This is a genomic window from Roseiconus lacunae, assembly GCF_008312935.1.
GTDB lineage: Bacteria > Planctomycetota > Planctomycetia > Pirellulales > Pirellulaceae > Stieleria > Stieleria lacunae.
Window position 1 is genome coordinate 198,679 of the sequence record NZ_VSZO01000009.1, and the last position, 22,557, is coordinate 221,235.

16 protein-coding genes are annotated in these 22,557 nt (G+C 56.5%); 14 read left to right on the forward strand and 2 right to left on the reverse strand.

All coding sequences use genetic code 11. From position 1 onward, the window contains the following. Nucleotides 1-6 precede the first annotated feature (6 nt). The 13 genes from FYC48_RS13470 (at nucleotide 7) to FYC48_RS13530 (ending at nucleotide 17,854) form a co-directional block, all read left to right on the forward strand. Nucleotides 7-771: an isoprenyl transferase gene (locus FYC48_RS13470; protein WP_149497231.1), complete on the forward strand. Its 765-nt coding sequence runs from the start codon at nucleotides 7-9 to the stop codon at nucleotides 769-771. 57 nt (nucleotides 772-828) lie between these two features. After that, on the forward strand, nucleotides 829-1,821 hold the full coding sequence (locus FYC48_RS13475; RefSeq protein WP_149497232.1) for a phosphatidate cytidylyltransferase: 993 nt from the start codon (nucleotides 829-831) through the stop codon (nucleotides 1,819-1,821). Between the two features lie 179 nt (nucleotides 1,822-2,000). Continuing rightward, nucleotides 2,001-3,056, forward strand: a complete 1,056-nt coding sequence (locus FYC48_RS13480; RefSeq protein WP_149497233.1) for a PhoH family protein — start codon at nucleotides 2,001-2,003, stop codon at nucleotides 3,054-3,056. 27 nt (nucleotides 3,057-3,083) lie between these two features. Continuing rightward, on the forward strand, nucleotides 3,084-5,474 hold the full coding sequence (locus tag FYC48_RS13485) for an HD family phosphohydrolase (protein WP_149497234.1): 2,391 nt from the start codon (nucleotides 3,084-3,086) through the stop codon (nucleotides 5,472-5,474). Continuing rightward, the gene (gene ybeY / locus FYC48_RS13490; protein WP_235034244.1) at nucleotides 5,443-6,039 is read left to right on the forward strand and encodes an rRNA maturation RNase YbeY; all 597 of its coding nucleotides are present in this window, start codon (nucleotides 5,443-5,445) and stop codon (nucleotides 6,037-6,039) included. The genes FYC48_RS13485 and ybeY overlap by 32 nt, the downstream gene beginning before the upstream one ends. Beyond that, nucleotides 6,036-7,343 (forward strand): hemolysin family protein, encoded by a 1,308-nt coding sequence (locus tag FYC48_RS13495; RefSeq protein ID WP_149497235.1) that lies wholly within the window; start codon nucleotides 6,036-6,038, stop codon nucleotides 7,341-7,343. Before ybeY ends, FYC48_RS13495 begins: the two co-directional genes overlap by 4 nt. A 426-nt stretch (nucleotides 7,344-7,769) precedes the next feature. Further along, a complete protein-coding gene (locus tag FYC48_RS13500; protein WP_149497236.1) occupies nucleotides 7,770-9,626 on the forward strand; it encodes a 2-oxoacid:acceptor oxidoreductase subunit alpha in 1,857 nt (618 codons plus the stop codon). A gap of 101 nt (nucleotides 9,627-9,727) precedes the next feature. After that, complete coding sequence (locus FYC48_RS13505) at nucleotides 9,728-10,738, forward strand: 2-oxoacid:ferredoxin oxidoreductase subunit beta (protein WP_149497237.1); 1,011 nt, start codon at nucleotides 9,728-9,730, stop codon at nucleotides 10,736-10,738. A 72-nt stretch (nucleotides 10,739-10,810) separates the two neighbouring features. Further along, a complete protein-coding gene (cysK, locus tag FYC48_RS13510) occupies nucleotides 10,811-11,752 on the forward strand; it encodes a cysteine synthase A (protein ID WP_149497238.1) in 942 nt (313 codons plus the stop codon). A gap of 170 nt (nucleotides 11,753-11,922) precedes the next feature. After that, nucleotides 11,923-12,951, forward strand: coding sequence for a DUF4261 domain-containing protein (locus tag FYC48_RS13515; RefSeq protein ID WP_149497239.1), 1,029 nt, complete (start codon nucleotides 11,923-11,925; stop codon nucleotides 12,949-12,951). Nucleotides 12,952-13,165: 214 nt separating this feature from the next. Next, nucleotides 13,166-14,914, forward strand: a complete 1,749-nt coding sequence (locus tag FYC48_RS13520) for an Hsp70 family protein (RefSeq protein WP_149497240.1) — start codon at nucleotides 13,166-13,168, stop codon at nucleotides 14,912-14,914. Next, nucleotides 14,911-16,191 (forward strand): hypothetical protein, encoded by a 1,281-nt coding sequence (locus FYC48_RS13525; protein ID WP_149497241.1) that lies wholly within the window; start codon nucleotides 14,911-14,913, stop codon nucleotides 16,189-16,191. Before FYC48_RS13520 ends, FYC48_RS13525 begins: the two co-directional genes overlap by 4 nt. Next, the gene (locus FYC48_RS13530; protein WP_149497242.1) at nucleotides 16,178-17,854 is read left to right on the forward strand and encodes a J domain-containing protein; all 1,677 of its coding nucleotides are present in this window, start codon (nucleotides 16,178-16,180) and stop codon (nucleotides 17,852-17,854) included. Before FYC48_RS13525 ends, FYC48_RS13530 begins: the two co-directional genes overlap by 14 nt. Before the next feature lie 28 nt (nucleotides 17,855-17,882). Here FYC48_RS13530 and FYC48_RS28415 read toward each other — a convergent pair whose 3' ends face one another. After that, a complete protein-coding gene (locus FYC48_RS28415; RefSeq protein ID WP_235034245.1) occupies nucleotides 17,883-18,410 on the reverse strand; it encodes a thioredoxin family protein in 528 nt (175 codons plus the stop codon). Between the two features lie 230 nt (nucleotides 18,411-18,640). Continuing rightward, nucleotides 18,641-20,884, reverse strand: coding sequence for a hypothetical protein (locus FYC48_RS13540; protein WP_149497243.1), 2,244 nt, complete (start codon nucleotides 20,882-20,884; stop codon nucleotides 18,641-18,643). Nucleotides 20,885-21,369: 485 nt separating this feature from the next. Between FYC48_RS13540 and dgt the strand changes: the two genes are divergently transcribed. Further along, a complete protein-coding gene (dgt, locus tag FYC48_RS13545; protein ID WP_149497244.1) occupies nucleotides 21,370-22,512 on the forward strand; it encodes a dGTP triphosphohydrolase in 1,143 nt (380 codons plus the stop codon). Nucleotides 22,513-22,557: the final 45 nt, after the last annotated feature.

Consider the following 22,557-nt stretch of genomic DNA (forward strand, 5'->3'; position numbering starts at 1 on the left):
CAAGAGATGAACGCCAAGGAATCGAACCCCGCCGATTCGGCGGATTCCGTCCCGAAACTGGGGCCACTCCCCGACCACATCGCCATCATCATGGATGGAAATGGGCGGTGGGCTCAATCACGCGGCATGCCTCGAATCGAAGGGCATCGCCGTGGCGTGGACACCGTCCGAATGGTCAGCGAAACCTGCACCGAACTTGGCATCGAAGCCTTAACCCTGTATTGCCTTTCCAGCGAGAATTGGAAACGCCCCCAACAAGAACTCGACTTCTTGATGGAACTCTTGGAACGCTACTTGGTCGAAGAAAGACCGCTGATCATGGAGCAGCAATTGCGACTGCAGGTCATCGGACGACGCGACCGCTTGCCCGATAGCGTTATCAAGGAAATGAACGAAACGATCCGCCTTTCCGCTGGCAACCCCGGTACCAAACTTGTCTTGGCGATCGACTACGGTGGTCGCGACGAAATCACGCGGGCCGCTAAGCAGCTTTGTGACGATGTCCAGGCCGGTCGACTCGGCCGAGCTGAAATCGATGAGCAAGCGATCAACGATCGACTTTATACGCACAACCTCCCGGACGTCGACTTGATGATTCGGACCGGCGGGGAAATGCGAGTCAGCAACTTTTTGCTCTGGCAACTGAGCTATGCCGAACTGTGGGTCACTGAAACCTGCTGGCCAGAATTCCCAAGGTCAGAACTTGAACGGGCGATCGAAAACTTTCGGAGTCGTGATCGACGTTTCGGAGGACTCTCGGTTGGGCAGTGACATACGGCGACGGAGTCGAATTGAATCACGTTTGCCCCCGTCAGAGCGAGGCGATTGATGCTCCGCGAGCGAGTTTTTTCTAGCACGATCCTAATCACGCTGACCGTCATCCTGCTATGCCTAGACGGTCTCCGTGCCGTCAATGGTGCGCCCGGGTTGTGGCTGCTGCCGCTGCTATCGTTTTTTGCGATCGGCACCGCCTGGGAAATGTCGACGATGCTCAAACAAGGCAATCACCTGATCCGCCCTAAATTAGCAGTCTTCGGTGCCGCGTTGATCGCGCTGTCGGCGGCGGTTCCGTATCTTTGGGCAATTGGCGGAACGACCTATCCGGCGGATTGTCCTGTCGGACGACTAGGCTGGATCGTGCTCGCGGCGACCTTGGCGACGTTCATCATCCTGATGGCCGAGATGCGCGAATATGGCCGAGTCCCAGAAGTACAGCTCGGAAGGGCGATCGAACGAACCAGCACGGCCGTTTTTGTCTCCATGTACGTCGGATTGCCGATGGCCATTTTGATCGCGATTCGCTGTCTCGATGGCCCGGGCATTCCTGGGCGTTTCGGATTGGCAGCGTTGATCACGTGCGTACTGGTGACCAAGGTGGCCGATATGGGGGCCTACTTTTCTGGAAGAGCCTTTGGAAAGCACAAACTGATTCCGCGGCTCTCGCCTGGAAAAACCGTCGAAGGCTCCATCGGTGGCATTTTAGCGTCAACGATCGTTGCTTACGTTTGCCTGAGTGTCTTGTTCGAAGCGCTCGGGGCGAGCGTCGCCGCCGGTCCAGGCACTACGTCCCCGCAAGTTGTCAAAACCGGATTGGTATCGTTTTTGGCACAGCCACTCTGGGGGGCATTGGCCCTCGGTCCGACCTTGGCAATCACGGGAATGATCGGAGATTTGGCTGAATCGTTGTTTAAACGTGACTGCGACGTAAAGGACAGCGGAAGCCTTCTCCCAGGTTTGGGGGGTGTATGGGACGTGACGGATTCGTTGATCGCGTCAAGCATCCCAGCATTTTTCTGCTTCGTGTCCGGAGTTGGTGGGTAATAATCGCGTGTGGAGTCGACGTAGAGGCGATACCATAGTCGCCGCCTCTGGCAGATTCACCGTGCTACTAGACAAACGAACCCCTGTTTGTCTGATTCAGAACCGTTTTGATGTCCACAAAGAGTTCGCTGTAAATTTCTACGACGAGGAGACCATGGCCCGCAGTCGGCCCTTGCTGAATGACTGAAGCCACATTGACGGTCAGCGCCCCCGAAGAGCTGCTACAGCTTTTCGGCCCACGCGACCAGCATTTACGCATTTTGCGACAGTTATTCGATGTCACGATCACACATCGAAACGGACGCGTTCGGATCGCCGGCGAAGGCGACAACGTGAACGGTGCGCTGCGCGCGCTCGAGAAACTGCGGCACAAGATCCAGAAACAAGGCGGTATCGCGGGCGGCGACGTGGAAACGGCGGCACTCGAAGAAGGCGCCCAACCGCGTGATGGCGGTAAATCGGTCAAGCCGGGTGCTTCAGCAGGCGCCTCGGGCGAAGACATCCAAATTCGCCATGCCGGACGCCGCATTCGTCCACGAACCCGAGGCCAAGCTCGTTACGTCGACGCGATCCGTGAACACGACCTGACGTTCGCGACCGGTCCGGCAGGCTGCGGGAAAACGTTTCTTGCCGTCGCGACCGCGGTCGAAGCTTTAAAGGCAGGGCAGATTCGGAAGATCGTGCTGGTCCGGCCCGCCGTCGAAGCCGGTGAGAGCCTGGGCTTTCTTCCGGGGGACCTACGGGCGAAGCTAAATCCGTACCTCCGTCCGCTGCTTGACGCCCTGGGAGAGATGGTCGACTACGACCGAGCACGCGAATTGATGGAACAAGAGACAATCGAGGTGATCCCGCTGGCATACATGCGTGGGCGGACGCTCAACGATGCGTTCATCATCCTTGACGAAGCTCAGAATACGACGATCGCACAGATGAAGATGTTCCTGACGCGGATGGGCGAGCGCAGCAAAATGGTTGTCAGCGGTGACGCGACACAGCTTGACTTGCCACGCGGCGTCACAAGTGGATTGCATGATGCCCTGCGCCGACTCAGTCGGATAAAAGCGATCGGCGTGGTGAGACTGTCAGGCGAGGACATCGTTCGTCACGCCTTGGTGCAACGAATTGTTGAAGCCTATGACGATGATGATCATTCCGTTTCGGCGCGACAAAGACGCGGCAAAGTTCGCGTGGTCGCCGAATCCAACCCAAATGGCGAGGAAGCTCTGGATCGATAGCGCCCTCCGGGGTTTCGATCCGATGTGATGAACGGTCAATCCAAGACTCGGACCCGCCAAGAACGAATCGAATCGCTGGGAATCCCCAAGCCTCGATTTGTTCAGTGGTGGATCGATAGCGACAAGGCCGACTGGGCGGTGCGTTCTGCGATCGGTCTGTTCGCCGCCGCTGCCCTGCTGATCATTTGCAAGACTTGGGAACCACGGTTCGCGTTTCGTAGCGGATCGATCCCGACGCGCGACGTGATCGCCAAAGTCGACTTCGAAATCGAAAACGAAATCGAAACCCAAGCCCGCCGGCTGCAACAAATCCTGGGCGTTCCGGTTTTCTATCGCAATAACCCCGCGCCGCTGCAACAGCTTGGCGCGCGGCTGAGCAATCGCTTATTCGTTGTCCTCGAAGCTCCTTCGATCGAAGAGATGAATGAGGACGAGAAAGCGGCGTTCGGCGAATTTATCGCCAACAACCCACTCGCGCCCGAAACTCTCGATGGCAGTCGACCGACCGACGAAGATCGCTTCACGGCACTGAAGGCGGTCTTTAAAAATGATGCCGAACTAAAAAAACTGCAAACCGCGTTCAAGCATTTGGTCAAGGACGAGTTTGAGTACGGCGTCATCCAGTCGCTCAAGCACGATCCCGAACAGGGCAACCAACAATTCATTCGTGTGTACACCGTCGATCCCGCCGACGCAGTGACCGTCAACGTCGAAGACGTTCAGGTTGCGTTGATGGGCGATCGGATCGAAAAAATGCTAGCCGAGGAATTTCGCTCGCTTTACGGCAACGACGTCAGTTCCGATCAGTACAGCTTGGTCGCAAAGATGATCAGCCGCTGGATCGGATCGCGGTTGCCCGAATATGAAACGCTGTCCTACGACAACCAGGCGAGCGACAAAGTTCGCGCCGACGTCGCCGCTAGCGTCGCGCCGGTCATGAAGCAGTACTACGCCGGCCGATCCGAACTTGCCAGCGCCGGCGATCCACTCGATCAAGATGAGTTAAAGCTTCTGCGACAAGAGCACTCCCAATGGACACAGTACCGTGGCACCATTGATCGAATCTCGCGGTTGGCAGCCTACGGTGGGATGATCGCAGCGTTGTACCTGCTGTGCGGTTCTTATATCTTTTTTGTCGACGATCGATCACAGGTCATGGATCGCGTCAAACTATCCAAACTACTGCTGCTGTTCGTCGCGGCGATTAGCGTGAGCTACTGGGTCGCTAGCGATCGTTATCGCAGCGAGCTTGCGCCGTTGGTCGTGGCCTCGATCATCGCCGCGATCGTTTATGGTCGCGACTTGGCGTTGTTGTTGATGGCAGCCGCCAGTATCAGCGTGACACTATTCCTCAACGAAGACCTGCGTCACCTTGTGATGCTGGCTGCCGCGACCACCAGCGCGACATTGTTGACGGGCCGAATCCGATCGACCAGCCACCTGCTGTTTGTCGGTTTGATTTCCGCCGCCGTCACGATGTTAACCATGGTCGGCGTCGGCATCGTCGCCGGCGAAACCATGTCGGTCGGTCAGATCACCGAAACCAACGTCGAACAGATCATTCCAACGTCCACGACATTCATCGACGTGCTGGCAGCACTTGCGATGGACAGCCTACGGGCCGGGGTCTTCATCATTGTTGCCGCCGCAGCCTTGACGCCGGTGTTGCCATTTATTGAGAAGTTTTTCGGCGTCCAAACCGACCTCAGTTTGCTGAAATTGAGCGACGCAAGTCACCCGCTACTGCGTCGCTTGGCCCAGCGAGCCCCCGGGACCTACAACCACAGCATCAATGTGGCATCAATCGCCGAAGCGGCGGCCGATTCGATTGGCGCGAACGGATTGTTGGTCCGGGTCGGGGCTTACTTTCACGACATCGGCAAGATGTTCAAGCCCGAGTACTTCATCGAAAACCAAAGCGGTGTGAACCAACACGATTCATTGCAGCCGGCAATGAGCACACTTGTGATCATCGCCCACGTCAAAGATGGCGCCGACTTGGCTCGCAATCACCACCTGCCACAACCGCTGATCGATCTGATCCTACAGCACCACGGAACGACATTGGTCGAGTACTTCTTTCACGAAGCGGCCAAACGCAGCGAGGAGAATCCTGACGAGAAAGAAGTCAGCGACAAAGACTTCCGCTACCCTGGCCCGAAACCACAAACCTTGGAAGCGGCCGTGATGATGTTGGCCGATGCCGTCGAAAGCGCCAGCCGAACGCTGGTCGATCCTACCCCGGCCCGCATTCAAAGTTTGGTCGATAAAATTGCCCAAAAGAAAATGGCTGACGGCCAGTTCGACGAATGCGGACTGACGTTTCGCCAGTTGTACCTGGTTCGAAAAAGTTTGGTGAAGTCCCTTACCGCGATTTATCACGCACGTGTCAAATATCCCAGCCAGCAACCCGCCTGAGAATTCGGCGACCGAAACGTCGACCAATGGCAGCGGCGACAGTTCTGCGGAGTCCGACTGTCGACCTCCCCATGCCGCCGATCACCCCACGACCTCCGTCACGATCGATCTCGTCTGGGACGAGTCTGTCGAGCCCTGGAAGTCCAAACTTGGCCTGACCGACGACCGAATCGTCGACGCCGCCCGTGCGGCCGCCGTACATCTCGGTTTTACGTGTGGGCAACTGGGAGTACGCGTGACCGATGACGCGACCATCCACATCATCAATCGGGAACACCTCAATCACGACTATCCGACCGACGTGATTAGTTTCCCCTACTCCGACGATGCACCCCATTTGGAAGGCGAACTTGTCGTAAGCATCGAAACGGCCAACGAGAACGCTCTCCAATACGAAACAGAAACGGTCAGCGAGCTGCTGCTATACGTGATTCATGGGGTGCTGCACATCGGCGGTCTCGATGACCAAAGCGACGAACAACGCGACGTCATGCGTGCCGCCGAACGCACGGTGATGGGTGTCCTTGGTTTGAACGGGATTTCTTCCGGGGCTCCACAAGCATGAACGAGCCTTGGCCATACTTTGTCGTCTCCGCCTGCGGCTTCCTGCTCAGCAGTATCGGCGGCTTGGGAGCGGAACTACTTGACTCGTTCGCCGGCCGATCACTCGAAGCGTTTTGCCGCGTCAAACGCAATCGCGATCGCTTCGGAGCCGTTCTTGAGCATCAGGATTCGGTGATCCGAGGTAGTGAATACCTGCGGATGATCGGGACGGTGTTATTTCTTGTTTCCGGAACGGCGGCGTTGATTATTTCCAAGCAAGACTCCGAAGCAATCGGCTTGACTTGGGAGATCGGAACGCTGTTCGCATGGACGCTGCTGGCGATCATCTCGATGATGTTCGTGCACTCCTGGCTGCCGGCGGTCGTGACGCGTTTTGCATCGGCCCCGGTGCTCTATCACACCTGGCCGTTCTGGCGAGCCCTTTCGTCGGTGATGAACCCGTTCTCGATCCCCGGGGATGTGATCGAAGCATTCACGGCGCGGTTATCCGGAAAGAATGAATCCGAAGATGATTCGGAAGAACTGATCGAAGACGAAATTCGGACGATCGCCGCTGCGGGCACCAACGCGGGGATCTTTGGACCCGGGGTCCGCGAAATGATCCAAAACGTGATGGAGCTGAACGACGAAAACGTCGGCCACATCATGACCGTGCGCAGTGACATCGATGCCATCGAAATCGGCGACAGCTGGGACAAAATTCTTGAGACAGTGATCGAGTCGGGGCGGACCCGATTGCCGGTCTATCGCGAAACACTCGATGACATCGCCGGCGTCTTGTACGTCAAAGACCTGCTTCCCGAAATCGTCGACGGAACCCAACCACGCAAGACACTCGAAAGCCTGATGCGACATGCCTGGACGGTGCCTGTGGACCGCAGCGTCGAATTTTTGCTGCGCGAGTTCCTGCATAGCCGAAGTCACATGGCGATCGTGCTTGACGAATTTCAACACACCGTCGGAGTGGTCACGATCGAAGATGCCCTCGAAGAGATCGTCGGCGAAATTGTTGACGAATCCGATGAGCACGAGGAAACGCGTTTCGACATCCTTGACGAACACACCGTTGTCGTCAGCGGCCGTGTGATGATCGATGACCTAAACGATCGACTTCACTGGGACCTTCCCGAAAGCGACGATTATGAAACGATCGCGGGATTTGTGCTCAGCCACCTTGGCGAGATCCCGGAAACGGGCGCCAACTTCACCATCGGCGACGCCGCTTTCGAGGTAATCCAGGCCACCCGACAAAAGATCGAAATGATGGAAGTGCGCTACGCCCCGGGGCAGCGTCTGGCCGTCTAACGGGCTGACGATCGAGCTTCGCGTCCGAGTCAGATTCTTTGGTCGAGAGGTGGGAGCGCCGTGTCGCCGCAAAGCGTCGACGGCGTCCGCTACGGGTTGCTGATTTGATTGGTAGCAATTGCGTGACAGAAACCGTCATTCTGGCAGGCCAGTGCATGACCTGACCCGATTTGCAAGCCTCGATCTTAACCTGACGTTCGTTTCTTGCCCAAAATGCCTCATTCATCACGTGTGGTCATTACGTTTTGGCGACTGATTTATAGAATTCTGAAAAGTTTCCGATTTGGAATACTCGATACAACCCGTACAGTCCGTCCCATTTGATTGGGGCCGACCGTGCCAGCAATCTCGCCGCTGGCACAGAATCCAGATCCCACCCCGATCGAGCTTGCCGCCGATCGACAGAATTCGAGCATTGATTCGTTGATGACTAATAAAGATGTCAAATCGGTCACCGGAATCACCGTGCGATTGGCCGGTGATTCGGGTGACGGAATGCAACTACTGGGGACCCAGCTAACCAACACGAGCGCCCTAGCGGGCAACGACGTGGCGACCTTCCCGGACTTTCCGGCCGAGATTCGTGCCCCGCGTGGTACACGCGCTGGGGTCAGTGGATTTCAGGTTCAATTTGCGAAAGAGGAAATCTTCACCCCTGGCGACACGCTTGACGCCTTGGTCGTGATGAATCCCGCCGCGTTGGTGACCAACATCGGCGATTTGCGCAAAGGCGGAATCTTGATCGCCAATGAAGACGGCTTCACCGAGAAGGACTTCAAGCTCGCCAAAGTGGACGCCAATCCGCTCGAAGCGACGGTGATCAACGACAGCTATCGCTTATTCCGTGTCAACATGACCGACCTGACGCGGAAGGCGGTTTCCGAGCACGGACTTAGCCCGAAGGTTGCCGACCGCTGCAAAAACTTCTTTGCCATGGGTTTGGTGTATTGGTTGTTTGGCCGATCGCTCGATCCGACGTTGCGATTTATTGAAGCCAAATTTGGAAAGAAGCCAGATGTAGCGGCGGCCAACGAGGCGGCCTTGCGTGCCGGTTGGGCGTACGGTGAAACGACCGAAGCATTCGGCGAAAGCTATCAAGTCGAGGCAGCGGAACTCGAGCCGGGCACCTACCGCAACATCATGGGCAACCAGGCGCTCGCATGGGGATTGGTCGCGGCAAGCAAGCTGAGCAATAAAGAGTTGTTCTATGGGACTTATCCGATCACGCCGGCCAGCGATATCTTGCATGAGCTGACCAAGCACAAGAACTTCGGCGTCCGTACCTTTCAAGCCGAAGACGAAATCGCGGCGGTCTGTGCGACGATCGGGGCGGCGTTCGGCGGTACGATGGCAGTCACCGCCAGCAGTGGCCCCGGGATTGCGCTCAAGGCCGAAGCCATGGGGTTGGGGATGATGCTTGAACTGCCGATGGTTGTCATCAACGTTCAACGCGGTGGGCCCAGCACGGGGCTTCCGACGAAGACGGAACAGAGCGATTTGCTGCAGTCAATGTTTGGCCGCAACGGAGAATCACCGCTGCCAATCGTCGCACCACGTTCCCCCGGAGATTGCTTTGACATGGCGATCGAAGCATGGCGGATCGCGGTTGAGTGCATGGTCCCGGTGATGATTTTATCGGACGGGTACATCGCCAACGGTAGCGAGCCATGGAAGTTGCCCGAACCGAATGAGTTGTCCGAGATCAAGATCGAACACCCCGAGGCCGGTGAACCCGATGAGCCGTTCTTGCCCTACCTGCGCGATGAGAACTTGTCGCGACCGTGGGCGATCCCCGGGACCGAAGGGCTGATGCACCGGGTCGGCGGCTTGGAAAAGCAACACGAAACCGGCAACGTCAGCTATGACCCTGCCAACCACCAGTTGATGGTGCAAACACGGGCCAACAAGGTCGCCAACATCGCCCAACGCATCCCCGAACAGGACGTCGTCGGCGAAACCAGCGGTGATTTGCTGGTTGTTTCGTGGGGAGGCACCTATGGCGCCTGTTTGACCGCCGTCCGTCGCTGTCAAGAAGCCGGTCATCGTGTCAGCCACGCCCACATTCGTTACCTCAATCCGCTGCCACGCAATATCGGCGACTTGTTGAAGTCGTTCGATCGTGTGCTCGTGCCGGAGCTCAACACGGGGCAACTTCGCATGCTGCTTCGTAGCGAATACTTGGTCGACTGCATTGGATTCAACAAGGTCCAAGGCAAGCCGTTCTCGGTCAGCGAATTAATCGAAGCGATCGAGAAACACTTGCCGTCTGCCGTCCCTGCCTAATCGCTCGCGTCTGAACCCTCGGCGAACGCCCCCGCAGCCGCCTTTCATTCGCGGCAACTTTACAATCCAACGAAGCCTTTCCATACCAGTTTGTCATTGCCATGACGCTTCCCATTTTAAAAGCCGCCGACTTCGCATCTGATCAAGACGTTCGCTGGTGCCCCGGATGTGGTGATTACTCCATCTTGGCCCAGATGAAAAAGGTCTTGCCTGATCTCGGTGTGCCACGCGAAAAAACGGTCTTCATCAGCGGCATCGGCTGTAGCAGTCGCTTTCCGTATTACATGAACACCTATGGAATGCATAGCATTCATGGTCGAGCACCGACGTTCGCGACCGGCCTTAAGGCGACCCGTCCTGACCTGATGGTTTGGGTGATAACCGGTGACGGAGACGCGTTGTCGATCGGCGGGAATCACTTCATCCATGTGCTGCGACGAAACGTTGATTTGAACATCGTATTGTTCAACAACCGAATCTACGGATTGACCAAGGGCCAATACAGCCCAACGACCAGCGAAGGTCAGGTCACCAAGAGCACGCCGATGGGATCGATCGATCACCCGTTAAGCCCGCTATCGGTTGCACTTGCCGCCGAAGCGACCTTTGTTGCCCGCTCGATCGACGCCCACGTCAAACACCTCGGCATGGTCCTCAAGCGTGCCGCCGAACACAAGGGCACCTCTCTGGTCGAGGTCTACCAGAACTGTAACGTCTTCAACGACGGTGCGATGGCGTACGCTCAAGAGCGAAAGCAGCGCGCCGAAAACGTGGTCGAACTCGAACACGGAAAGCCGTTGGTGTTCGGCAAAGATAGCGAAAAAGGCATCCGACTGGTCGGCAATCACTTACAAGTCGTCGAGCGAAGCGAAGTCCCCGACGATGACCTGCTGATCCATGACGAAAAGGACCCCAATCCGTCGATCCAAATGATGCTCGCAAGAATGCGGTATCCTGAGATGCCCGAACCGATCGGCGTCCTGCGTGATGTCCAAAACATCGCGACGTACGACGATCAAATCAATGATCAAGTCACCCAGGCGCGGCAGGCACGCGGTGAAGGTGACTTGCAGGCCCTATTCACCTCCGGTGACACTTGGGTGGTCGATTAAGGCATCGACCGCGGATTTACCATCGCCAACAACATTGACAGTACACGCCCGGTTTCCCCAGGGAGGAATGAAATGGCACGTGGAAAACTCTACTCCGATGCGACGAAAGCCTTCGGCGACACACCGATGATTCAAATCAATCGGTTGGTCCCCGAAGGTGGAGCGACCGTGTTCGCAAAATGCGAATTTTTTCAGCCGCTCAATAGCGTCAAAGATCGTATCGGCGTCGCGATGATCGAAGCGGGCGAAAAGGACGGAACGATCACGCCGGAAACCCATGTCATCGAACCGACCAGCGGGAACACCGGGATCGCGCTCGCATTCGTTTGCGCCGCCAAAGGCTATAAGTTGACGTTGACGATGCCCGAATCGATGTCGGTCGAGCGCCGGGCACTCTTGCGTGCGATGGGCGCTAACCTTGTCTTGACCCCGGCCGGCGAGGGCATGAAAGGAGCGATCAACACGGCGGCCGAACTCGTCGAAAAAGAAGGCAACGCCTTCATGCCGCAACAGTTCGAAAATCCCGCCAACCCCGCGATCCACGAAGCGACCACGGGCCCGGAGATTTGGGAAGACAGCGGTCAGCAAATCGATGCGATCGTCGCAGGGGTCGGAACCGGCGGTACGATCACCGGTGTCGCGCGATACCTGAAGCAGCAAAACCCAGACTTCAAAGCGTATGCCGTCGAACCGGTTCATTCTCCGGTCATCAGCGGTGGGTCGCCCGGCAAACACCGAATCCAAGGCATCGGTGCCGGCTTCGTCCCCAAGAACCTTGATACCAGCCTGATCGATGATGTCGTCCAAGTCGACGACGAGGACGCCTTCGCGTGGGGACGTCGGCTCGCCAAGGAAGAAGGAATCGTCGCCGGAATCAGCAGCGGCGCGAACATGTGGGCCGCCGCCCAAGTTGCCGCGCGTCCGGAAATGAAGGGGAAACGGATCGTCACGATCATGTGCAGCCTCGGGGAACGCTATTTGAGCACCCCACTGTTTGGTGACCTGGGTATGTAGTCGTCACTGACGGCGATCACACCATCGAAATGCAATTTCAGCGGTCAAAGGCGGCGGCTCGTTCCAACGGGCCTCGTCGCTGACCGCTCGATGCATTAAAACAGCGGTTTGGCGCGGGGCTGACGAACGTGTCAAACGGTTCCGCGTAGTTGAACAGGTCAACATCGACGATGGCGAAAGGTTTATTTACCCAGGGAATGTGCGTGCTATTTCGGGAGCCGGTCTCCCTCGAAAAGCTGCAACAATCACTGACATCGTTTGAGCTGATCGGCGTTCAGGAGTCAGTCGTCGACAACGCGTCACCGGAAACGCTGGTGATGAAGTTCCGCCCCGAAGTCGGCGGACATCTACTGGTCACTCCTTCGACCGAAAAGTGGCCGGATGACATGGGTGACCCCGAAACCACCCCAGACGTTTTTGTCGCGTGGTCATTAGGGCAATTCGGTCCGCTCGCATTCCCCGGTTGCCTACAACGGGCGGCCGAGCAAGCGTGGACGTGGGACGAAGCCGAGGACGCGGTCGCCGAGCATTCCTGCCATGTGCGGCTGCTGATAAGTTATGTGCTCGGTTCGGAAAACGAAGAGCAGCCGGACGATGATTCTGACGACGTCGTGCTGATTCCCGACGACTACAACGCTGTCGAAGAACTGATGTTCTTAATGAAAGGCGTTTCGGAGTTGCTCGAACTTCCCGAAGCGATCTGTTATTTCAACCCTGGGGGCGAAATCCTGCAGGACCAATCCGGATTGCGTCAGGGATTGAACTTCGCCTGGAATTACGAATTGCCGCCGCTGGACATGTGGGCAAACGTTCGCTTGTTTCGTAGCGACGATGCCTGGGCCTTGATGGACATCGTCGGAATGGGGCAACTGGATCTTCCGGACATGGAAGCGGTCTACGACACCAACAAATACGACCCCGAAGACGTCGAGCGTTTTCTTCGTACCGCGTCGATGTATTTGATGAATAGTACCGAAGAGTTCCAAGACGGCGATAGCGCCGATGGCCCCGGTGACCTTTCCTGGATCGCCTTGGAATGTGACGACAGCCTCTCAGATCCGCCTCGAGAAACGATTCGCTGGATTCCCGACGACGGAAGCGAACCTCCCGAAGCGTTGCTGCGTCGAGCGGAAGTCGACCTCGATGATCCGTTCGACGATGAGCCCGACGACCTTGACGACGAAGCGTTCGAAGCCTGAGCGTCATCTGCACGCGGTGACCACATTGGGATCAAGGCAGGACGTTCACAACGCGAGCGGGATGGTAAAACAAACGCCATCTCGATGGCGATCGTGCGGACTGATAATACGGCATGTCTTTCTCACACCACCGGCCGGATTGCGATATCATTGGGTCACCCCGTGATGTGTCGCGCACTCCAGTCCGTTTCCGCCATCCGATCCGACCACTCGCATGTCTTCGCCAGAGCCCGACGTCACGTGCGTTGGCATTGATCTTGGAACCACGCATTCGCTGGTAAGCGTCTTTCGCGACGGCAAACCCAATTTGATCCCGAACAGCCACGGGGCGGTGTTGACCCCTTCGGTCGTCGGCGTCCTTCCAACAGGCGAAGTCATCGTCGGACAGTCCGCGAAGGAGTTACGGGTGACCGATCCGGAGGCTTGCCTGTCATGTTTCAAGCGTTTCATGGGCCAGGATCGTCGCTTCCGACTTCGCGACAAAGAATTCACGCCCCACGAATTAAGCAGCATCGTTCTAAGGTCGCTCCGCGAGGATGCCTCGAACCATCTCGGCGTCCCAATCACCGATGCCGTGATCACGGTACCGGCTTACTTCAACGATCATGCCCGCCAGGCCACGCGGCTTGCCGGCGAAATGGCAGGACTGAATGTTCGCCGCATGATCAACGAGCCGACCGCAGCCGCATTGGTCTATGGATTTCACGATCGGTCTGAAGAGAAGAACATCACGATCATCGATCTCGGGGGTGGCACCTTTGATGTGACGGTGATGGAGGTTTTTGAGAGCACGCTGGAAATCCGATCGACCGCGGGCGAGAGCATGCTCGGTGGTGAAGATTTCACCGATCGCATCGTCGCCGACATCTTGGCACGCGAAAAACTGCAGCTCGAATACTGTGAACTCAACGCACCTCTCCGCGTCGCCCGACTTCGGGGTGAATGCGAAATCGCCAAGCGTTTGCTCACCCGAGAGCAATCCGCGACAATCCGTATTCCCGATAATCAGGGGCACTTCGATCAGTCGGCTCCGACATACGAACTTTCACGACCTTCGTTCGCGACGATCTCCGAATCTCTGTTCGAGCGTGTCGCCGCACCAATTGCCAGGGCATTGCGTGACGCCGATCTGAAACCGGACGAGATCGACGAGGTCATCTTGGTGGGTGGCGCAACGCGTATGCAATCGTTCCAAGCGTTTGTCGAGAATTTCTTCGGCAAACCTGCGACGCTGCGATTCAATCCTGACGAAGTTGTGGCACTCGGTGCGTCGATTCAAGCAGCGTTGATTCAAAAAGATGCCGCCGTCGACGACATGATGATGACGGACGTCTGCCCCTTTACCCTCGGGGTTGAAGTCAGCAAGGAACTCGGCGGGCAGCATCATGGCGGGTACTTCTCGCCGGTGTTACATCGCAACAGCACCATACCAATTTCGCGTGAAGAAACGTTTTATACCGTCGCAGCAAACCAACCCTCGGTTGTTATTCGTGTCTTTCAGGGCGACGCCCGAAAGACCGCCGATAATACCCTGCTAGGCGAACTGGAAGTCAGCCAGTTGCCGAGCGGGCCGGCGGGAAGTCCGCTGATGATTCGGTTTACCTACGATATCAGCGGTGTGTTGGAAGTCGAAGCTTACGCGCCCGGCGGAACAAAGTATCGAACTGTCCTGACCAATCACATTAAGAATTTGTCGCACCGCTCAATCGACGAAGCGAAACAGCGGATCGACTCACTGAAGTTTTACCCGCGTGAAAATTTGGCGAACTTGCAACTGGCCCGTTACGCCGAGCGGATGCTTGGTGAACTTCCGCCGTGGCAACGCGAACAGCTCGACCAAGCCATCGATGCATACGAAGCGGCGATGAATCGGGCGAACCGTGATGAATTTCAAGTGGCCAGGGAAATGCTGTTGTCCTGTCTGGCTTCGTTCGGACTGGAGCCGGAGGAAGATGAGCCTTGATTCATTTCGAAGACCATTCCTCGGACAAACCATCGGACAACCCAGTTGCATATCTGAAGGAGATGCTGCAACTGAATCCCGTACTTCAATCGGGAGAGATTATCCGCCGACGTCGGCAGTGGAGGAATGCAAATTTCGCGACAACGGCCGACGCATCAAACACCAAGCCACCTTCGTTCAGCCAACGTCACCGGACCGCGACAGAGTCGCTCTCATCGGACGACCTCGAACGCCTGCGAGAGCGGGCATGGCGTTATCTCGATCGACTTCACAAGCAATTTTACTCGTTGCCCGAAGAGACATTAAATCGATACATCACGCTATTACATCATGCTCAAATACCCGAGTTCGCCGAACGGGCCGAACGATTTCGTCAAGTAGCGCGGCACCGTAATGCGATCTTAGAGTTCTCGTTGAACACCAACGATCAGCCGTTCGCCGAAGCTTTGCAAAAAGCGTTGATCGCACCGGTTTCGGTCGCCGGTCAGATTTGGGAACGCTACATCGATTCGATGATTTCGGCCAAACGAGTCAACCAACGCGCCCGACGTGTGCGGAAGTTTGTAGACCAATACCCCGCGATTTATCAACTCGATCAAGCATGGTTTGACGAGCTACTGAATCGGCGCAACCAACGCGACTGGGAGCGATCCTATTCATTCACCACCCGCGTAAGAAACCTGATCGGCAACCGAACCTTTCAAGTCATGGTTTTCCTGATCACCGCAGTCATCATGATCGCCGCGCGTGCGACCGATTTGGATAATTCTCGGAGTCGTTCGCCGAGCCGTCGGTCGATACAACCTCCGCGATTCAAGCTGAACATTCCGAAGGCAGAAGACCTTCCAAGGACGAACCTACCAACGACAACCATTCCGAGTACCGTTTTCGATCCGCTATCTCCGGACAAGGCGACGGGGCAAAAGCCGCCCGATCCGGTCAATGAGTTCCTGCTGAAACGCACTTGGTCAACAGATGTGATCGATCAAATGCAAACCCGATCCCCGTCTCGCCTGTTGCCTGAAATCGCTGGCCCCGAGGCGAAGATACCGCCTCCGCCCGAACTGCCGGAAGCCATCGACCCAATGCTTCCGAGTCGTGAGCTGCGAAAATCAATCGAACGAATATTACAAAGCCGACGCAGTCTCCAACAAGACCTCGTTCCGAGGAGGAATAACGATCCGCAGCCGATCGTCGAACCAAGTGCCGATTCGATGTCGCCAAGTGGCTCTGATCAAGATTTATCGGAGAGCGGTGCGACCGATGTTTCAAATTGAGCACCTGCCACACGCCCCTGAGCTATTTTTTGGATTAAGCGCGGGCTACGATCGCCGTGATTTAAAACGTGCCTACGGAAAGGCAATCCGTCAGTACTCACCAGAAGATTATCCGCGAGAATTCCAACTCATTCGAGAAGCCTACGAGCGACTTGAACGCGAGCTCCGAGACAACCGTGATCAGGCCCGCAGTGACGAAGCCGACCAGGCGTGGATTCCTGGGAATCATCCGGTAGAGAAAAACGACACCGCTTCAGGACGACCGTCATCGGTAGACACGGGAGCGACTTCGTCAGACCATTCGCGACGCCCCGATTTCTCGCCATCGCTGCAGCATCTTGCCCTCGCTGACCCGGCAGGGACTTATCGCCGATTAACAGAGCAAGCAACACGATCACCGCAGGAATACTACGTCGCCGCAGTTTTGTCCGATGTGATCGGTGACGGCCGATCGGCAGAATACTTCAATCAGATTCTCGCCGGACTCTCTCGACACCCTTCAGATGCCGGATTACTGGCGTTGGCAAAGGAGTACCTGCGACACGAGGTCGACGATGCCGATGTCGTCCCGGTGTTGGAACGCGTCGTATCGAATCTTCGTACGCCATTGTTTTTCCCGTTGACCGAGACGCTTTGGACAAGACTGATCAACACGGCACCGTTCGAGCAATGGTCGGAGTTGCTGAAGCGATGCGAAAGTGAAGTCCGCCAGGTCGATCCCACACAGCGATCTGCTTTTTACGTGCGACTTATGAAAGTTGCTGTTTGGAAGGCACCAATCGACTGGAGCCACGGACAACTAGAGCAGCTCGAATCGCACTCGGTCACGCTTGATGAGTTCAGTCAGTTCGAACTCGAATACCTGGGGCATCTTCACGACTTGCTGCGAAAACATCCCGATCGAGATCGGTTACCGCCAGTCAAACAAAAACTGCTGGAAGCTTACAAGCTTCACTGCCAGTCGGACGATCCGCAATCGATGCGAGCCTTAATCGAACATCTCGCTAGGCTTTCCCGCGATGCAGCCGGTTTCCAAAAAGCGTTTCCGGTCGGCACCGATCATGATGACAACTCATGGGTGATCGCGACCCAACTAATGATCAATCAAGTATCCGGTCAGTCGCTTCCGAACGCATCAAATGACACTGACGAAATGCTGAGCGCCGTAGGAAAGTTACTTCGCGATCTTGCACCGACGAATCAAGCAGTGCTTGAAGGACAAGACAAAGCGAATTCACGCTTTCGAACGCTACCCCTAGTGGTCTGGATGGTTCTTGGCTGCGTGCTTGGCACGCCTATCATCATTTTACCGATCGCGTTAGTCGTTGATCCAGTCGGAGCAATTTTGACGATGGCGATGATCGTCTTTTTGTTTGTCGGCCTTTTCATCAGCTACTTTCGGTGGCTGTACCCGAAACACTTGCAAAAACGCCAAGAGCACTACGCTTGGCGTTGGCTAATGCATGGTTATCAACGTCATTGGCGGCGGCGTTTGTTTCGCTACTCGCAAAGCAACAACCTTCGAATCGGTGAGATGTTTCGTTTCCTCATCGAGGCGACCGAGGGTACGAAGTGGCAACCGCTTGGTGAAACGCTTCAATACTTTGGATCCCAGGATGCTGGACTGATCATATTTGTATCGATCCGTTCGGTTACCAGTTAAACGGATGCGTTGATGCCGTTCTTTGCTGCTAATTGAAAAACGGATTCGCGTAGACCGCCGGCGGGCCAGTGACTTCGGTCGCCGACAATGCTCGTTCGGATGCATTCTCCCGAATCCAAGACTCTAGCTGGTCCGCCGATTGGTAGCCGACGAGGTCCCCGATGACTTCACCATCTTCGGTCAGAATCAACCGGGGGATGCTGGAGACGTCGTATTGTTCGGCGAGCGACTGGTGCTGATCGACGTTAATCTTACGCACTTCGACGGGCAACTTGGCTTGTTTGAGATCCAAGAGTTCCTTGTCGACCATTCGGCAGGGTGGGCACCAAGGGGCACCGAATTTCATCAGCACCAACTTCGGCCCACGCCCCGAGTGGGGATCCGGCTGGAAAGTCGCTTCTTTCGAGGCGACGTAGGCTTCACCCGCCGCACCCTCGCTGGGCGAATTCGATTCCAATTGTTCCGCATCGGTCAGCCCCGCGTCACCAAAATCAAACGCGAGGGCGAGAAACACGAGCGTTCCGATCAAACAGACAGGCAATAGAATGTGTTTCATTGCAGAATCGTCACAAACGGGAGACCAAGCGACACGAGCAACGGCATCAAGCGGACGCCGGTAGACCAAGAACCGGTCTAAACGTTGCTCTTTAACAATGGAGGAGCAACTGCCAGATCCGCCAGATGCCCGCAAAAATCAGCCCCCGATCGCTTCGGCTTTCTCAGTCCGAAAACGCCGATCAAACCACACACGCGATTCAACCGAGACGACGAGCAACCGGCCTGCGGTTATTCGCCGGCGAGTTTCAACAACCTTGGCATTTGCCGAAGTAAGAATCGCGGCATTACCGCCAGACAGCGACCGCTTTGCGGGTCGACCGCCACCGCACCGATGAACTGTTGACTTAGCCGGGCACCATTGATGACTTCCGAAGCCACGCGGTGATACTCCTCCGCACGTGACGCGTCTTCGAACCAGACGACAACCGGCAAGCGATCAAAGTAGGCCGCTGTTCCAACCCACCAGTGCCGCTCGTCGACTTGACGCACTTGCAATCCTTCTGGTTCGAACACCTCGGCAAACGCATCTGCTGCGGTGACGTTGGGTCCCGTTTTGGGCATCAACAACGACCCTGGGTTGAGGTCGCGTTTGGCGACCTCTTCCCAATTGACGAAACAAAGCACGTCGTTTTCTTTTGCGATTCGGCGAACCAGCGAAGCCATCGCAAGTGGTTCCTGCAAGACATCACCCGACTTTCCGCCGCTTAACACCGGCCAGCGTTCCACTTGCGAATCATAAGTTCCTGACCACCGGGAAAGATTCGCATCGTCGACTTTCCCTTTTTGACCTCGGACCCTACGGATCGCTTCACAGACCAACACGACCAACTGCTGCGGTCCCGGTTCGGCGGGGATTTGAATTTCGGTTGGGTTGTCTTCAGTTTGTCTCAACAGTTTCCGAGCGGTCGCAATCGCGGACTCGGGTTCGCCGAGGTCACTGAAATCGATCGCTGCCGATACGACCGCCGCAAATCGTTGATCGAGGGGACGGATTTCAATTTCACTGAGTTGCTGCTCATAAACACCGCCCAGACTTTCATTGATCGATGTCAAGGTTTCCTCAATGGAAACCCAACGCCCGGATGGCAGTGGCACCTTGGTCGCAATCGGAGTTCCGACCAGGTCTAGAGACACCCATTCCAGGCTGATCGGCACTCCTGTCATTTGCGAAATCAACAAGGCGAGATCAGCCAGCGGATACCCGTCGGGACTTTGCGATTGAAACGCGACGGTTAACCCCATCGCGGCAGTCATGTTGACCGGACGCGGAGTGTCGACCATCACTTCCAATTTGACGTCATCGTCGGCGGCTTGATCCAACTGGATCTCATCGATTGACTTTGGCGCCGGTTCATTCGTTGGCAAATGGGGACGGTCAGTGTCCATACCTAGCAGAAACGGCTTAAGTGCATCGGGTAGCTCGGTCAGCGTTGCCGCCTCGGGACCTTCATCGTTCGATGATGTCTCGGCAGGCCCCGGTTTAAGACTGTCCAGAGGATTGCTGGGCAGCAACGGATTCTCGGGCAGCAACGGATTCTGTGGCAACAGATCCGCTGGCGGTGCGATCGCCGTGGCGGTTTCCTCGCCGGAGTCTGCCATCGATTCCGCTGCGGTCGCCGAATCATTGGATGCCCGAACCGCTGAAATCGAGCGATCGGGATCAGGCAACGTTTCGGCCGCATTGTTAGGCACGCCGGCCGGATCGGCTTCCGAAGAAGACTCGGTTGTCGCCGTTGACGACTCCGCAGGTCCTTGTTCTTGGATTACGTTTCCGTCCGCATCACGACTTGCTTGCTCGTCATCGGAAACGTCATCACTCGGCGGTAGTTGTGTCGTCTGATCGGCAGTCGTCTGATCGGCAGTCGGTGGCGTCGTGTCGACCAGAGCCACATCGTCGGCACCGCGACGCAGCAATACGGTGACCAGAATCGCGATGGATAACAAACCGGCAATGACCGAAAGTGCGATCACGGCGAGCCGTCGGCTTTTAGCGCTCGTTTGACTTTGCCAATCCAGTGGCGGGCCGGCGGCCGTGTTGTCCTGAACGGAATCACTTGCCGCCGAGCCGTCATCGAGAGTGCTCAGCTGGTCATCGGCAACAATCGGTGGCGCGATCGTTTCGTCGGACGCAGGGGGCTGTGGATCAGAACCGATCATCGCCGCCGGCTGGGGTGAGTCATCGCCTCTAGGATGATCCTGTTCCGCGGTCACCGGAGAATCAACCGCCGGTGAATCGCGCCGTGGTTCGAGTTCGGGCGAATCCGATGTAATCGAATCCTTGGTCAGGGCAGCAGAATCGACGGGGCGATTTCCGAGCATGACAGGTGACGCAGCATCGGCGGCGGCTTTGGAAAGCTGCACCATCGACTGACATTTCGGGCAAGCAACGATCCGATCGACCAACGATTCACGTCGAACGCTTAGCCGGCATCCGCAGGTGACGCAAGTGACGGTGAATGGTTGAAATGACAAGTAACCGCTCTGTGTTTTGAACCTGGAATGCCAAAGTCAATTCGATTTAATGAGTTGACTCTCCCCGTGTGCACTTCGACCTGATCGACGGCCTGAGAGACGCCTGGATGATTCGCAAGCGGCAGAATCACGCTGCCTTGAAAACGCGACGCAGCCTTGAAGGTCATCCATCATTCCCCTGCGAGGTCGCCCACATCGTTCACTCCGATTCAACGGCGGGAGCGGCATGCAAGGCTTCCTGGGATCGCGTTGACGCAGTGCTATCTTACCACGCTGTCACCGATTCTTAACACGCGAAGGCTGTTTCTTAATTCACCAGGCCCCGGATCCGGACACATTGGTGTGGGCCAATCGGCCGCCGAACGCTAGGATGCATCATAGAAATGTGACCTAAGTTGTAGGAATCCTAGACTGATTAAATCCCCTTCGCCCCTCGATTGCTGCGGGCACAGCCCCTAAAGTCGTTAAAGTTGATTACATCCCCCATGCTGGACACTCGCCGGTACGACGATCGCGAGCACTTGCTGTTGGCATCCTATGCGATGCATAGCCGGGACTCGGGTGGACGTCGATACCAGGAACCCGAGCACACCTATCGCGGTCCCTTCGCCCGCGATCGCGATCGGATTTTACACAGCAGTGCCTTTCGCCGCCTTTCGGGAAAGATGCAGGTCTTCACGGGCGAGATGGGGATTTATCACCGCACACGTTTGACCCACACCTTTGAAGTCGCGTCGATCGCCCGCACGATGGCCCGGGTCCTGCGATTGAATGAAGACCTGACCGAAGCACTCGCTCTGGTGCACGACATCGGGCACCCTCCGTATGGTCATTGCGGCGAGGATGCCTTGAGCGATTGCATGCATCATGTCGGGGGATTTTCACACAACTCGTTTGCGCTCATCATCGTCGAACAGTTGGAAAAACGCTACGAGCAGTTTCCGGGGCTGAATCTAACCCGTGAAATACTCGATGGGCAGGACGTTCGCGCCCACAAAGCCGAGGCAGCCGTGGGGCGATCCCCGCTGTTGGAAGTTCAACTCGTCGACGCCGCCGACTCGATGGCTTACGACGCACACGATGTTGACGATGCCCTACAGCTCGGCTTGTTGACGATGCGAGAACTTAGCGAACTATCGATCGTCCGCCGCGCGATGGCTTCGATCGCTGCCAAGCACGGGCCGAGTCCGATTCGCCAAGAACGACAGCTGCTTGTCCATGAACTGATCGACCTCCAAGTCACCGATTTCTTGGAAGAAGCGACCGAACTATTGATTCCGTTCGCCGGCCAATCGTCCGGTGACTTACGCAACGCCGGGGTACGCGTTGAACACAGCGATCAGCTCGGTCGCGAGCGAGCCGAACTGGAAGCGTTCTTGTTCGAAGCCGTCTACCGGCATCCGCGTTTGATCCCCGTCCGCCGCGCCGCCTATCATCGCTTGCAAGACATGTTCGAAGTCCTGGTCAATCAGCCCTCACGATTGCCACTTCGTTTCCGCCGACGTTGTGAAGACCACCCGATCGAAGCGGTCGTGGGCGAATACTTGGCGGGCATGACCGATGCCTTCTGCGATGCCCAGTATCGCTACGCGACCGATGGTAGCACCGGACCGCTGGCAGACTGGTAACACCGACCGTTGAGACGCATCCCTCGCGGTTGTTTCGGTACATCG

Excerpts from the sequence above, each read along its gene's own strand:
- FYC48_RS13470 (WP_149497231.1), top strand. The coding sequence starts at position 7 with ATGAACGCCAAGGAATCGAACCCCGCCGATTCGGCGGATTCCGTCCCG.
- FYC48_RS13475 (WP_149497232.1), top strand. The coding sequence starts at position 829 with ATGCTCCGCGAGCGAGTTTTTTCTAGCACGATCCTAATCACGCTGACC.
- FYC48_RS13480 (WP_149497233.1), top strand. The coding sequence starts at position 2,001 with ATGACTGAAGCCACATTGACGGTCAGCGCCCCCGAAGAGCTGCTACAG.
- FYC48_RS13485 (WP_149497234.1), top strand. The coding sequence starts at position 3,084 with ATGAACGGTCAATCCAAGACTCGGACCCGCCAAGAACGAATCGAATCG.
- FYC48_RS13495 (WP_149497235.1), top strand. The coding sequence starts at position 6,036 with ATGAACGAGCCTTGGCCATACTTTGTCGTCTCCGCCTGCGGCTTCCTG.
- FYC48_RS13500 (WP_149497236.1), top strand. The coding sequence starts at position 7,770 with ATGACTAATAAAGATGTCAAATCGGTCACCGGAATCACCGTGCGATTG.
- FYC48_RS13505 (WP_149497237.1), top strand. The coding sequence starts at position 9,728 with ATGACGCTTCCCATTTTAAAAGCCGCCGACTTCGCATCTGATCAAGAC.
- cysK (WP_149497238.1), top strand. The coding sequence starts at position 10,811 with ATGGCACGTGGAAAACTCTACTCCGATGCGACGAAAGCCTTCGGCGAC.
- FYC48_RS13515 (WP_149497239.1), top strand. The coding sequence starts at position 11,923 with ATGGCGAAAGGTTTATTTACCCAGGGAATGTGCGTGCTATTTCGGGAG.
- FYC48_RS13520 (WP_149497240.1), top strand. The coding sequence starts at position 13,166 with ATGTCTTCGCCAGAGCCCGACGTCACGTGCGTTGGCATTGATCTTGGA.
- FYC48_RS13530 (WP_149497242.1), top strand. The coding sequence starts at position 16,178 with ATGTTTCAAATTGAGCACCTGCCACACGCCCCTGAGCTATTTTTTGGA.
- FYC48_RS28415 (WP_235034245.1), bottom strand. The coding sequence starts at position 18,410 with ATGAAACACATTCTATTGCCTGTCTGTTTGATCGGAACGCTCGTGTTT.
- dgt (WP_149497244.1), top strand. The coding sequence starts at position 21,370 with ATGCTGGACACTCGCCGGTACGACGATCGCGAGCACTTGCTGTTGGCA.